Raw genomic sequence first — 12,334 nt, forward strand, 5'->3', positions numbered from 1 at the left:
AAGTCCTTGGGCTTGGCCACAAGCCAGCCCAAGGACAACGGAGAATCCATGAAAAAGCTCGTTATGCTGTGTTGCGCATCCCTGCTCGCAGCCTGTTCCAGCCACACCCCATCGCCACAGGCCAGCCTGGACGGTGAAGTCTTCTACCTGCAGCGCATTGCCCTACCGCCCAGCGCTACCTTGAGTGTTGAACTGCAAGACGTGTCGCTGATGGACGCCCCTGCCGTGACACTGGCCCGCCAGGCCGGCCCGGTCAAAGGCAACGTGCCGCTGCCTTTCCACCTCACTTATGACCCAGCCCAGGTCAAGCCAGGCCACCGCTATGCGGTTAGCGCCCGCATCGAGCTGGACGGCAAGCTGCTGTTCATCAACACAGAGCATCATGGCGTCAAACTCGACGGCAGCGACGAGCAGCCAATACGGATCAAAGTCGATCCGGTGCGCTGATACCCGCCTACTTCAGTTCAAAAGGAAAGCTTCATGATTCGCTCCTCCCTGCGCTTCACCACCCTGTGCGCCGGCCTGCTGCTGTCGGCCAGCGCACTGGCCTTGTCACTTGGCGATCTGAGCCAGAAAGACGCCGCCGGCGGCCTGAAGGATGCCCTTACCCAAGGGGCGCAGCTCGCCGTCAAGCAACTGAGCACCCCAGGCGGGTTCAGCAATAACCCCGACGTACGCATCGAGTTGCCAGGCAACCTCGGCAAAGCCGCCAAAGCCATGAAAATGTTTGGCAAAGGTGATCAGGTTACCGCCCTGGAAGACAGCATGAACAAGGCCGCTGAAGCTGCGGTGCCGCAGGCACAGGCGATCCTGGTGGACGCGGTGAAGAACATGAGTGTGACCGACGCCAAGGGCATTTTGAGCGGCGGTGACGATTCGGCCACCCAGTACCTGAACAAGAGCAGCCGGGAGCAGATCCGCACCAAGTTCCTGCCCATCGTCAAGGCGGCGACCGACAAGGTTGGCGTGGTTCAACAATACAACAGCTTTGCCGGCCAGGCGTCAGCCCTGGGCCTGGGCGATGCCAAGAGTGCCAATGTCGAGAGCTATGTGACCGAAAAAGCCCTCGACGGCCTGTTTGAAATGATCGCCAAACAAGAACAGAGCATTCGTCAGAACCCTGCACAGGCGGCTACCAGCCTGGCCAAGAAGGTATTTGGCGCCCTGTGACCCGCGAAGGGAGGGCGACGCCCTCCCCCGCAGCCTTCAGCCCTTCTTCACCCTGAACCACGCCGCATACAATGCCGGCAGGAACAACAGGGTCAGCGCCGTGGCAACGATCAACCCGCCCATGATCGCCACCGCCATCGGCCCATAGAACACGCTTCTGGACAACGGAATCATCGCCAGCACCGCCGCCAGTGCGGTCAGCACGATCGGCCTGAAGCGTCGCACGGTAGCCTCGATGATCGCCTGCCAACGGTCCAGCCCCGAGGCGATATCCTGCTCGATCTGATCCACCAGGATCACCGAGTTGCGCATGATCATCCCCGCCAGGGCAATGGTGCCAAGCATGGCGACGAAGCCGAACGGCTGGCGGAACACCAACAGGAACAAGGTCACGCCGATCAGCCCCAGTGGCGCCGTGAGGAACACCATCACCGTGCGCGAGAAGCTGCGCAGCTGGATCATCAGCAAGCTGAGCACCACTACGATGAACAACGGCATACCGGCGTTCACCGACTTCTGCCCACGCTCGGAGTCCTCGACTGTGCCGCCCACTTCCAGCAGGTAGCCATCAGGCAGCTTGTCCTTGACCTCCTGCAAGGTCGGGGCAATCTGCCTGACCAGGGTCGCCGGCTGCTGCTTGTCATAGATGTCGGCGCGTACGGTCACCGTCGGCAAGCGGTTACGGTGCCAGATGATGCCTTCCTCGAAGCCATAGTCCAGGGTCGCTACCTGCGATAGCGCAACGCTCTGGCCGTTGTCGGTGGGCAACGCCAGGCTGCCAAGGTTGCCCAGCTCGCCACGTTCTTTCTGCGTGCCGCGCAAAAGAATCTCGATCAGCTCGTTGTCCTCCCGGTACTGGCTCACCGTGGTACCGGTGAGCGAGCTTCGCAGGAAGCTCGACAGGTGCGCGGTGCTTACGCCAAGTGCGCGCGCACGGTCCTGGTCGATCGCCAGGAACACCGCCTTGCTCGGCTCTTCCCAGTCAAGGTGCACGTTCACCACATGCGGGTTCTCGCGCACCTTGTCCGCGACTTCGCGGGCCAGGGCGCGCACCTTCTCGATATGCTCGCCCGTGACCCGGAACTGCACCGGGTAGCCCACGGGCGGGCCGTTTTCCAGGCGGGTGACGCGGGCACGCAGGTCGGGGAATTGCTGGTCCACAGTGTTGATCAGCCAACTGCGCAAGCGCTCGCGCTCCTCCATGGACGTGGCCAGCACGACGAACTGGGCAAAGCTGGCGGCGGGCAGTTGCTGGTCCAATGGCAGATAGAAACGCGGCGACCCCGTGCCCACGTAGGCCACATAGTTGTCGATGCCATCCTGCTGCTTGAGCAGGGCCTCCAGTTGCTTGACCCGCTCGGTGGTATTGCCCAGCGACGCACCCTCGGCCAGTTTCAGGTCGACCATCAGCTCTGGGCGACCAGACGCCGGGAAGAACTGCTGCGGCACGAAGCGGAACAACGCAATGCTGCCGACAAAGGCTGCGATGGTCAGCAGGATGACCGTCTTGCGCCGCCGCACGCACCACTCCACCACACGTCGCACACGCTGGTAGAACGGTGTGGCATAGGGGTCTGGCGCATGCCCACTACCGTCATGACGGGCGGCATGCAGCTTGGCCAGGTCCGGCAGCAACCGTTCGCCCAGGTAAGGGACGAACACCACGGCCACTACCCATGAGGTGATCAGCGCGATGGTCACTACCTGGAAGATCGAGCGGGTGTACTCACCCGTACTCGACGCTGCCGTGGCAATCGGCAGGAAGCCGGCAGCGGTAATCAGCGTACCGGTCAGCATCGGGAAGGCCGTACTGGTCCAGGCGTAACTGGCAGCCTTGAACCGATCGAAGCCCTGCTCCATCTTGATCGCCATCATTTCCACGGCAATGATCGCGTCGTCCACCAGCAGGCCCAAGGCCAATACCAGCGCGCCCAGCGAGATCTTGTGCAGGCCGATGCCGAAATAGTGCATGGCGGCAAAGGTCATCGCCAGTACCAGGGGTATCGCCAGGGCCACCACCAAACCGGTACGCAGGCCAAGTGAGAAGAAGCTCACCAACAGCACGATGACCAGCGCCTCGACCAGCACCTGGACGAACTCACCCACGCCCGCCTTGACCGCCGCCGGCTGGTCGGAGACCTTGCGCAGCTGCATGCCGGCCGGCAGGTTGCGCGCCAAGCGCTCGAACTCACCTTCCAGTGCCTTGCCCAGCACCAGGATGTCGCCGCCATCTTTCATCGACACGGCCAGGCCGATCGCGTCTTCGCCCATGAAGCGCATGCGCGGCGCAGGCGGGTCATTGAAGCCACGGTAGACCTCGGCGACATCGCCGATACGGAAGGTACGGTCCCCTACCCGAATGGGAAACTGACGAATCTGCTCGACACTGTCGAACTGCCCGCTGACGCGCAGTTGCAAGCGCTCGCTGGGGGTTTCGAAAAAGCCGGCGGTACTCACCGCGTTCTGCTCCCGCAGCGCTTGCTGCACGGCCTCCAGCGGCACGCCCAGGGTGGCCAGCTTGAGGTTGGACAGCTCGATCCAGATTTTTTCGTCCTGCAGGCCGATCAGTTCGACCTTGCCCACGTCCTTGACCCGTTGCAGCTGGATCTGGATGCGGTCGGCGTAGTCCTTCAGCACCGCATAGTCGAAGCCGGTGCCGGTGAGCGCATAAATGTTGCCGAAGGTGGTGCCGAACTCATCATTGAAGAACGGCCCCTGGATTTCCGGGGGCAGGGTGTGGCGGATATCCGCGACCTTCTTGCGGATCTGGTACCACAGCTCGGGGATGTCCTTGGAATGCAGCGAGTCCCGGGCCATGAAGGTCACCTGCGATTCGCCGGGGCGCGAGAACGAGACGATCTTTTCGTACTCGCCGGTTTCCATCAGCTTCTTCTCGATGCGCTCGGTGACCTGGCGCGACACTTCCTCGGCCGTGGCCCCCGGCCACAGGGTACGGATGACCATGGCCTTGAAGGTAAAGGGTGGATCCTCGCTCTGCCCCAGCTTGGTGTAGGACATGGCGCCAATGGCAGCCAGCAGGATCATCAGGAACAGTACGATCTGGCGATTGCGCAGCGCCCAGGCGGAAAGGTTGAAACCCATCGGGACTTACTCCTTGGCCGTCAGGTTCACCACACGGTTGGTACGGTCCACCGGCCGCACCTCCTGCCCTTCGCGCAGCACGTGGCCGCCGGCGGCAACCACCCAGTCGCCAGGGTTCAGGCCCTCAAGTACGGGGACAGTGTCACTGCCATAAGGCCCCAGGCGCACGGCGGCACGCTCCAGTCGACGGTCCTGGTTGACTCGCCAGACGTACGCCTGGCCGTTTTCAGCGGTAATCGCCGAGAGAGGTACAGCCAGCGGGATCAGCCCGTCATGGGCGATGAATACCCGAGCGCTCTGCCCAAGATCGGCGGGCACCTTGGCCGAGTTGAACGCGATGCGTGCGGCGAAGGTACGGGAACGGGGGTCGGCTGCGGGCGACAACTCACGGATCCGGCCCTGGAAGCGCTCATTGCGCCGCGACCACAGCTCGACACTGACCTGCTGGCCAACGGCGAAGCGGGCGAACTGCTGCTCCGGCAGGCCGATGACGACTTCGCGCTCACCGTCGGCCGCCAGCGTGAACACCGTTTGCCCGGCAGCCACCACCTGGCCGACCTCGACCTGACGCTTGGCGATCACGCCGGCCTGGGGCGCACGCAACACGGCGTAACCGGCCTGGTTGCCAGCCACGTCGAACTCGGCTTTGGCCTGCTTGAGGCGCGCGAGCCCGGCCCGGTAGAGATTTTCGGCATTGTCGTACAGAGAGTGGCTGACCATCTGCCGATCCAGCAGCTTGCGGTAGCGGTCACGCTCGGCGCGCACCAGCGCCAGGTTGGCCTCGGCGGCCGCCAATTGGGCGCGGTTGGCCTCGAGTTGCAGGCGCACGTCCTGGGGGTCGAGCTCTGCCAGTGGCTGATCGGCCTGGACCCGCTGCCCCTCCTCGACCAGGCGTTTGCTGACCTTGCCAGCGATGCGGAACGCCAGCTCCGGCTCGAAACGCGCTCGCACCTCGCCAGGGTAGCTGTCGGCTGAGGCTTGGGCCGGTTGCGGCTGGACCACCAGCGCCGGGCGCGGAGCAGTGGGCGGGGCGGCTTCCTGCCCGCAGGCCGCCAGCAACAAGGCGGCAGCGGCAGGCAGAGCGAGGCACAAGGCATGACGCAACATGATGAATCCTTTCGCGACGAGCGCATCGAATATTTATACTGTCGAGTATATTAAATCAGGGAACCGAAGCCGGGAAGCCAGCGTCGGAAAGAAAATCAACGTTAACGATGGGCCATTCCCTGAAGCCGGAAGGCAACCGAGCCGGTAAGATGGGGGCCCCTTCAACCAGACACGGATTCCAATGCCCAACGACGCACCCATCGGCCCAGGTCGCCCCAAGGACCTGGCCAAGCGCGAGGCGATCCTCGAAGCGGCCAAGACGCTGTTCCTCAGCCTCGGCTATGCCAACACCAGCATGGATGCGGTCGCTGCGGCGGCAGGTGTTTCAAAACTCACGGTCTATAGCCACTTCAACGATAAACAGACGCTGTTTGGCTCTGCGGTCATGGCTACCTGCCAGAATCAGCTACCCGACCTGATGTTCGAGTACCCCGAGGGCGCGGCCGTCGAACAGGTGTTGCTGAACATTGCCCGGGGCTTCCAGGCGTTGATCAGCAGTGATGAGGCGGTCAAGTTGAGCCGCCTGATCATGGCCCAGGGCAGTCAGGACCCAAGCTTTGGCGAGTTCTTTTACGAAGCCGGGCCGAAACGGGTGCTGGCGGGCATGGAAGGGCTGTTGCGCGGAGTCGCCGAGCGCGGCCTGTTGCGCATCGACAACCCGTTGCACGCGGCCGAGCACTTCTTCTGCCTGGTCAAAGGAGCGCCCGATTACCGGTTGCTACTGGGGTGTGCAGGGCCATTGGAGGGAGATGAGGCCGAGGCGCATGTGCGCGAGGTGGTGGGGGTGTTCTTGCGGGCGTTCCAACTCTAAACAAATCCGCCAGAGCCTGTTTAACCAACATGACTACCTGGCATTTTTGTCAGTAGTCAACCATGCAATTCTTCAGCAAGCTCGTATTGAATCTGCGAATATGAGCTCGCCCCATGACAGCGCCAAAACTGAAGATTTTTTACAAAGGCAATAAGCTTTCGACGTTATATACAAGCAGTGCTCACCAGACAGTGCTCAGCGCCAATGACCAGAACCTATGCGAAACGACAGGCCTGCCTTCGCAAACAAGCCTCTTGGCCACTGATGCACAAGAGTCAACAGTCAACATTCTCTCAGAAAGCCAGACGACCATCGCCTACGCTCCCTACGGTAATGACAGTCGCCCGTCTGCCAGCCCATTGTTATCTCGATTCACAGGCCAGAGCTGGTTGCCCTCTGCCATAGGCTACATGCTGGGTAATGGTCACCGCCTTTTCAATCCAGGACTGATGCGCTTTCACAGTGCAGATAGCTTGTCGCCATTTGAAAGGGGGGGGATCAATGCTTACGCTTACTGCATGAATGATCCTATTAACAGATCGGATCCTAGCGGCATGTTTTCGATAGTAAAATTCATGACTGGAGGATACAGCGCAAATAAAATCTCTCGTCGCCTGAATCAGCAAAACCCCAACCTCACACGCCGAGAATACAAAATACTTGAAAAACGCATTGCGAGCCAAAAAGTGAAAGGGATGAAGGAGACAAAAGCCCACCAGAGCGAATTTGGAAAAAAAGGTGAGCAAAGAATCCTCAACGCCACCCTCCAAGAAGCCATATTAATGAGTCTTACCCCTGTAACAATCAAGGGCAAAACTCGATACGTCCGCCCGGCAAACCACAGGGAGTCAATCGCCTCGATAAACTCAACATCCTGGGAAGATATAGAAAACAGGTTTGAAAAAATCAAAGCTGCAAGCAGGAGCGACGTTGCCCCTACCTCAGCTACTCTCTCCAGCATGCCAGGTCAGCCGTCGAATACGTGGCCGCGAATCAGGCCAGCATCGCAAAATTTCCTTGATTTCACCGGTAATTACATCGACAAGGAAGTAGATAGACTCCGCAATATCGTGAGTTAGCCTTGAGGCAAGACTCACAAGATGGTTTCGCAGTTGCGATCAAACTTTTAACGTCTTCTTCGGATAAATGTCATACCGGCTCGACTTGCCTTCCAGGCTATGGCTCGGCTTTGGTCCATCAATGATCGGTGCCTTGCGCGGCCGCTTCACCACCACCCGGTGGCTGGCCAGCGCCAGCGCGGCTTCGAGCAAAGCCGGGGCATCCAGGTCATCGCCGACCAATGGCCGGAATACGCGCATTTCCTTTTTCACCAGGGCGCTCTTGTCCCGGTGCGGGAACATGGGGTCAAGGTAGATCACCTGCGGTGCCTCCCCCTCCCAGTTGCGCATACGCTCGATGGCGTTGCCTGTCAGCAACCGCATGCGGCCGACGATAGGCCCTACCTCGTCATCCGACCGGGCTCGCGTCAGGCCGTCTTCCAGCAAGGCGGCTATCAGCGGCTGGCGCTCGATCAGGGTCATCTGGCAACCCAGGCTGGCCAGCACGAACGCGTCCTTGCCCAAACCCGCCGTGGCATCTAGCACTTGTGGCCGCACGCCTTGGGCGATGCCCACGGCCTTGGCGATCATCTGCCCGTTGCCACCGCCAAACTGGCGCCGATGCGCTGCCTGGCCTTCGACGAAGTCCACCCGCACTGGCCCGGGTGCCTGCGGGCCCAACTGCTGGATCTGCAAGCCATCGGCGCCCACCTGCACAGCGAAACCGGCGGCATCGTCCTGCAGCGGCAGGCCCAGGCGCTCGGCCCATGCCGTAGCCTGTTGCGCATATTCAGCCGACATCGCTTCGACTCTGATACCCGTGCCTTGCTCTTCCATCATCCACACCTGAAAATTCGAACCAAGCCCTTAATGAATCGGCACCATCGGCCGATACAGGCAATATCCCGCTATTCTGCCAGAGCACAACGCGCACGACTGCCATGACAGATACTCTTCCCATCGGCTTGACCTACCTGTCGCCCGTCGGCAACTACGGTCGGCAGAATACCCAGGCACTGGGGGGCGTCAGCCACCTGTGGCAGGATTTCTTTGCCCGCGCCATGGCCGAGCAGCAAGGGGATGAGGCAGACAGCACCCATCAGGCGCTGGCGCAGTACGACAAAATCAGCGGCGAGCCGATTGGCGGGGCCAGGGCCTTGGCCCTGATCGATGCCCAACGCGCCTGCCCCGTGCACGACACCATCGTTGCACCACCCGAGCCTCTGTTCCTGCCCAAGGCTGAACTGGAAGCCAACCTGCTGGAGCCAGCGCCGGAGCCATTCAGCACCGCCGAGATGATTCAGCAGCAGCGCCAACTGGACATCAGCAACAGTTGGCTACGCCCAGTGGTCATGAGCCAGGGTCAGCCGCTTGCCGAGCCAGGCCCTGCGCCCTCCCCGCGCCCGTTGCACCTGCCTATCGCCGAGTTTGAGACGGGCCTGCTCGACCCCGCGCCGGAGCCATTCGACGCAGCGACCATGGCCAAGCAGCAGAACGATCTGGAATTCGACATCCACTGGGCGCGCCCGGTAGTGCTGAACAACGTTCGCATCCACGCCTGAGCTTAACGGCAGATCTGCCACAGCCCCATGTCCAGGTGAAAGTGATTGCGGTGGGCGGCATTGTATTCCGGCCCCAGCACCGTACTGAAGCTCTTACAGGCCGCTTGCTGCACTTGCCGCAGGAATGCCGCCTTTTGCCCGCCTGCCTGCCAGTCCCGCGCCAGCACGATCCGCTGCCCGTCCTGCAGGCGAAAGCCGCTGATATCCAGCGCATTGGCGGTGGCATGCTGACTGAGCCGGCCCTGCTTGCGGTTATAGACGTTGCGGCAGGCGAAGCTGCCCAGATGATCGACCTGCGCCACCGGCTGGCCAAACACCTGCTGCGCTGCAGGTTGCAAGCCATGCTTTTCGAACAGCGCATAGGCCACCGCCAACGGGCAACTGGCCAGGAAGCTGCTACTCAACCGCGCCTGGCCTTGTTCTATACGCCAGACGTTTTGCAACGGGCAATTGGCCGATGCCGGGCTATCGGCCTGCGCCCGATAGCGCAGGCTGGTGGTCGCCAACGCTTGGCGGCACAACTGCGGATCATCACGCAGACGCGAAAGCTTATAGGGCGTCAGCAGGTTCGGCGGCTGACGAACGTCCAGTGCTGCCCACGGATCCCAGGCCTGCGGCAGGCGCCAACCCCACTGCCATAAAAGGCCTGCTACCAGCAGCAGCCCGCACAGCAGCACCAATGCGCGCACCGCGCTTCAGCGCCGGAACAGGTCGTTGAGCTGGGCGAACGGCAACGCCTGCTCACCATAGCTGAACGTACCCTGGTCACGAACTTCCAATGCCGCGCGCTGAAACGCACCGAGCGCCGCACGGGCCAGTGAAGAGCCCACGCTGATGCGGCGTACGCCCAAGTCCTGCAACTGATTGACGCTCAATGGCACACCCGCCAGCCCCATCAGCACATTGACAGGTTTAGGCGCTACCGCCTGTACCACCGCGCGGATCTCTTCGACTGTGCGCAAACCCGGCGCATAGAGCACGTCGGCGCCCGCTTCGGCATAAGCCTGCAAACGCAGGATGGTGTCATCCAGGTCCATTCGCCCGTGCAGCAGGTTTTCCGCCCGGGCGCAGAGCATGAAAGGAAATGGCAGGCTGCGCGCCGCCTGCACTGCAGCCCTCACCCGCTCTACGGCCAGGCCCAGGTCATAGATCGGCGCGTCGCTGCGCCCACTGGCATCTTCGATCGAGCCGCCGACCAACCCTGCTTCAGCGGCACGCAGGATGGCGTGGGCACAGTCTTCAGGCAGGTCACCAAAACCATTTTCCAGGTCGGCGGCAACGGGCAAGGCAGTGGCATCGACGATCATCCCGGCGTTGTCGAGTGTCTCGTCCAGGCTCAGCGCCGCTTCGGCATCCGCTCGCCCAAGGCTGAAGGCAAGGCCCGCACTGGTGGTAGCCAGCGCCTCGAAGCCGAGGCTTGCCAGGAGCTTGGCGGAACCGGCATCCCACGGGTTGGGGATGACGAACGCGCCTTCGCGCTCGTGCAGGGCTTTGAAGGCTTCGGCACGCAGGGTTTGTACATCCATGATCACAACCTCCGGCTGGTCGGTAAGGGTCAAAGTAGCCCCAGTTGTTCGACCTCAGGGGCGCGTGGCAATTCCGGCAAAGCTGCCAACCCCGGCAGGCGCGCCATCAGCCGCTGATGAAAACGCTGAGCCAACGCGGCGGCCAGGCGGTTGTCCGAGGTGTGCAGGAAGATGTACGGGCTACGGCCTTCCTCGATCCAGCTGGCGACCTTTTCAACCCACTGCGAAAGGAACGCTTCATTGGCGTCGAGCTCGGGATGGCCGATAAAACGGACCTGGGGGTGCTGGCTGAAAGCTGCGGGGCGCGGCGCAACCCTGGGCTTCTTGGCTTGCGCGTCGAGCACGGCGGCCTCACGCGAGGTACAGCTGAACAATGCACGCGAGTCCAGGCAGATACGTTCAACACCGCGCTCGTGCAGCAAACGGTTGAGCAGGCGCTCCTCCTCACCCTTGGAGAAAAAAGCCTGGTTACGCACTTCCACCGCCACAGGCACACCGATTTCATCGAGAAAATGCCCCAGCTCAGCCAGGCGAGCCGGGCCGAACTGAGCCGGCAATTGCAACCAGTACGGTGACACCCGCTGGCCAAGGGGCGCCATCAGCCGGGTGAAGTCCAGCGCGGCTTCCAGCCGCTCGCGCAGGTCGCCTTCATGGCTGACATCACGGGGGAACTTGGCAGTAAAACGAAAGTGCGCAGGCATGACCTGCGCCCACCGCTCGACAGTGCTCGGCGCCGGGCGGGCATAGAAGGTGGTGTTGCCCTCGACGGCATTCAGCACCTGGCTGTAAAGGCCAAGAAATTCGCCGGTGCGGGCGTCAGCGGGATACAGGTAGTCGCGCCAGGCGCTTTCGCTCCATGACGGGCAACCCAGGAAATAAGGCAGGTGGGATGAACTCATCCCTCAAATGTACAGGTCCAGCCCCAGCACTTCCATGTCCCAATCGGTAAAACCGGCAGTACTGAGGTAGCTGGCCAGCGCAGTGGCCGTGCGGCGGTCACGGGCACGTGGGAAAACCATGTCTTGCTGGCGGGCCGGCAAGCCACCGGGACGGCGGCGCGGCGCCGCTTCCGGAGCAGCCTCGCCCTCTTCGACGAGCTCGGCATCGTCGATGCTCTCATCGCGCACCGCCGCTTTGCGCGGCGCGCGCTTTACCGGATAGGACTGCGGTGAGAAACCGTCGATACGCATGATGAGCACTCAGGACCAATGATGGCAATTTAGCAGCATCAGGGTTCCATCGCTAATGCTCTAGTGATAACTGGACCACAGTTTGCGACAAAGGTTTTATCGACAGCCGCGATAACCGACGAACAGCCGTCAGCGGGCTTTGGGCGTAGCTACGTTATCGCGCAGGTAAACCGGTTGCGCCTGATCGGCAACGATTGCCTCGCCGCGTGCCCAGGCGAAGCTGGCCAAGCTGAGGATGTCCAGCGCATTGGGCAGCGCCGCAGGGTTGCTGGCACTGGCCTGCACGGCCAGACGCTCGGCGTAGCCCCAGCCGGTGCCGGCCCCGTACCAATCGCCGCTGCTGCCATCAGGCAACGCCACGCGCTCCGGTGGCAGCACCGCTTCCAGGCCTTGCAGGCGCATTTCGCCCTCCACCGCCTTGTAGCAACCCCAGTACACCTCGTCCATGCGTGCATCGATGGCAGCCGCTACCTGCTGCGCGCCATGCTCGCGCAACGCACCCTGGGCCAGCGCGGCCAGGTTGGACACTGGCAGTACCGGGCGCTCCAGGGCGAAAGCCAGGCCTTGCACCACGCCGATGGCGATGCGCACGCCGGTGAAGGCGCCGGGGCCACGGCCGAAGGCAATGGCATCGAGGGCATTGAGCGCCACGCCGGAGTCGCCCAGCAGCTGCTTGATCATCGGCAGCAGCTTCTGCGCATGCATGCGCGGGATCACCTCGTAATGGCTGGTTACCTTGCCATCATGCAGCAGCGCGACGGAACAGGCTTCGGTGGCGGTATCCAGGGCCAGCAGGGTGGTCATCGAA

At 62.1% G+C, this 12,334-nt stretch carries 13 protein-coding genes; 5 read left to right on the forward strand and 8 right to left on the reverse strand.

Annotation, left to right across the window (positions count from 1 at the left end; all coding sequences use genetic code 11):
* Positions 1 to 48 precede the first annotated feature (48 nt).
* Together NGJ21_RS03990 and NGJ21_RS03995 are read left to right on the forward strand one after the other, a co-directional pair.
* A complete protein-coding gene (locus NGJ21_RS03990; RefSeq protein WP_012315916.1) occupies positions 49 to 447 on the forward strand; it encodes a YbaY family lipoprotein in 399 nt (132 codons plus the stop codon).
* Positions 448 to 480: 33 nt separating this feature from the next.
* On the forward strand, positions 481 to 1,170 hold the full coding sequence (locus tag NGJ21_RS03995) for a DUF4197 domain-containing protein (RefSeq protein WP_251961862.1): 690 nt from the start codon (positions 481 to 483) through the stop codon (positions 1,168 to 1,170).
* Positions 1,171 to 1,206: 36 nt separating this feature from the next.
* Here the strand turns inward: NGJ21_RS03995 and NGJ21_RS04000 are convergent, their stop codons facing one another.
* Together NGJ21_RS04000 and NGJ21_RS04005 are read right to left on the reverse strand one after the other, a co-directional pair.
* A complete protein-coding gene (locus tag NGJ21_RS04000; protein WP_174142365.1) occupies positions 1,207 to 4,272 on the reverse strand; it encodes an efflux RND transporter permease subunit in 3,066 nt (1,021 codons plus the stop codon).
* Positions 4,273 to 4,278: 6 nt separating this feature from the next.
* Complete coding sequence (locus tag NGJ21_RS04005) at positions 4,279 to 5,379, reverse strand: efflux RND transporter periplasmic adaptor subunit (RefSeq protein ID WP_012315919.1); 1,101 nt, start codon at positions 5,377 to 5,379, stop codon at positions 4,279 to 4,281.
* A 181-nt stretch (positions 5,380 to 5,560) separates the two neighbouring features.
* Here NGJ21_RS04005 and NGJ21_RS04010 point away from each other — a divergent pair, with 181 nt between their 5' ends.
* Entirely contained in the window at positions 5,561 to 6,190 is a 630-nt protein-coding gene (locus NGJ21_RS04010) for a TetR/AcrR family transcriptional regulator (RefSeq protein WP_046784333.1), read from the forward strand.
* Between the two features lie 113 nt (positions 6,191 to 6,303).
* Positions 6,304 to 7,269 (forward strand): RHS repeat-associated core domain-containing protein, encoded by a 966-nt coding sequence (locus tag NGJ21_RS04015; protein ID WP_115274025.1) that lies wholly within the window; start codon positions 6,304 to 6,306, stop codon positions 7,267 to 7,269.
* A 39-nt stretch (positions 7,270 to 7,308) separates the two neighbouring features.
* On the opposite strand, the gene NGJ21_RS04020 is transcribed toward NGJ21_RS04015, so the two are convergent.
* The gene (locus tag NGJ21_RS04020; RefSeq protein WP_046784334.1) at positions 7,309 to 8,085 is read right to left on the reverse strand and encodes a class I SAM-dependent methyltransferase; all 777 of its coding nucleotides are present in this window, start codon (positions 8,083 to 8,085) and stop codon (positions 7,309 to 7,311) included.
* Positions 8,086 to 8,189: 104 nt separating this feature from the next.
* On the opposite strand from NGJ21_RS04020, the gene NGJ21_RS04025 reads away from it, so the two are divergent.
* Positions 8,190 to 8,810 carry an energy transducer TonB gene (locus tag NGJ21_RS04025; RefSeq protein ID WP_115274024.1) on the forward strand — a complete coding sequence of 207 codons (621 nt, stop codon included), beginning with the start codon at positions 8,190 to 8,192 and terminating at the stop codon, positions 8,808 to 8,810.
* A 2-nt stretch (positions 8,811 to 8,812) separates the two neighbouring features.
* Here the strand turns inward: NGJ21_RS04025 and NGJ21_RS04030 are convergent, their stop codons facing one another.
* From NGJ21_RS04030 to tsaB, 5 genes are all read right to left on the reverse strand, one after another.
* Positions 8,813 to 9,499, reverse strand: coding sequence for an extensin-like domain-containing protein (locus NGJ21_RS04030; protein ID WP_046784336.1), 687 nt, complete (start codon positions 9,497 to 9,499; stop codon positions 8,813 to 8,815).
* A 6-nt stretch (positions 9,500 to 9,505) separates the two neighbouring features.
* Complete coding sequence (locus NGJ21_RS04035) at positions 9,506 to 10,336, reverse strand: isocitrate lyase/PEP mutase family protein (protein WP_174142363.1); 831 nt, start codon at positions 10,334 to 10,336, stop codon at positions 9,506 to 9,508.
* Positions 10,337 to 10,365: 29 nt separating this feature from the next.
* Entirely contained in the window at positions 10,366 to 11,235 is an 870-nt protein-coding gene (locus NGJ21_RS04040; protein WP_196996944.1) for a DUF72 domain-containing protein, read from the reverse strand.
* Between the two features lie 3 nt (positions 11,236 to 11,238).
* Positions 11,239 to 11,526, reverse strand: coding sequence for a hypothetical protein (locus NGJ21_RS04045; RefSeq protein WP_115274020.1), 288 nt, complete (start codon positions 11,524 to 11,526; stop codon positions 11,239 to 11,241).
* 129 nt (positions 11,527 to 11,655) lie between these two features.
* Positions 11,656 to 12,330, reverse strand: coding sequence for a tRNA (adenosine(37)-N6)-threonylcarbamoyltransferase complex dimerization subunit type 1 TsaB (gene tsaB, locus NGJ21_RS04050; RefSeq protein WP_046784340.1), 675 nt, complete (start codon positions 12,328 to 12,330; stop codon positions 11,656 to 11,658).
* Positions 12,331 to 12,334: the final 4 nt, after the last annotated feature.

Origin of the sequence: Pseudomonas sp. Marseille-Q5299 (assembly GCF_943737035.1) — a bacterium.
In the GTDB taxonomy this organism is placed as follows: Bacteria; Pseudomonadota; Gammaproteobacteria; order Pseudomonadales; family Pseudomonadaceae; genus Aquipseudomonas; species Aquipseudomonas putida_E.

Bases quoted from the DNA above. Each gene is read 5' to 3' on its own strand.
- NGJ21_RS04040 (WP_196996944.1), bottom strand. From the start codon at position 11,235: ATGAGTTCATCCCACCTGCCTTATTTCCTGGGTTGCCCGTCATGGAGC.
- NGJ21_RS04010 (WP_046784333.1), top strand. From the start codon at position 5,561: ATGCCCAACGACGCACCCATCGGCCCAGGTCGCCCCAAGGACCTGGCC.
- NGJ21_RS03990 (WP_012315916.1), top strand. From the start codon at position 49: ATGAAAAAGCTCGTTATGCTGTGTTGCGCATCCCTGCTCGCAGCCTGT.
- tsaB (WP_046784340.1), bottom strand. From the start codon at position 12,330: ATGACCACCCTGCTGGCCCTGGATACCGCCACCGAAGCCTGTTCCGTC.
- NGJ21_RS04000 (WP_174142365.1), bottom strand. From the start codon at position 4,272: ATGGGTTTCAACCTTTCCGCCTGGGCGCTGCGCAATCGCCAGATCGTA.
- NGJ21_RS04005 (WP_012315919.1), bottom strand. From the start codon at position 5,379: ATGTTGCGTCATGCCTTGTGCCTCGCTCTGCCTGCCGCTGCCGCCTTG.
- NGJ21_RS04020 (WP_046784334.1), bottom strand. From the start codon at position 8,085: ATGGAAGAGCAAGGCACGGGTATCAGAGTCGAAGCGATGTCGGCTGAA.
- NGJ21_RS03995 (WP_251961862.1), top strand. From the start codon at position 481: ATGATTCGCTCCTCCCTGCGCTTCACCACCCTGTGCGCCGGCCTGCTG.
- NGJ21_RS04045 (WP_115274020.1), bottom strand. From the start codon at position 11,526: ATGCGTATCGACGGTTTCTCACCGCAGTCCTATCCGGTAAAGCGCGCG.
- NGJ21_RS04035 (WP_174142363.1), bottom strand. From the start codon at position 10,336: ATGGATGTACAAACCCTGCGTGCCGAAGCCTTCAAAGCCCTGCACGAG.
- NGJ21_RS04015 (WP_115274025.1), top strand. From the start codon at position 6,304: ATGACAGCGCCAAAACTGAAGATTTTTTACAAAGGCAATAAGCTTTCG.
- NGJ21_RS04025 (WP_115274024.1), top strand. From the start codon at position 8,190: ATGACAGATACTCTTCCCATCGGCTTGACCTACCTGTCGCCCGTCGGC.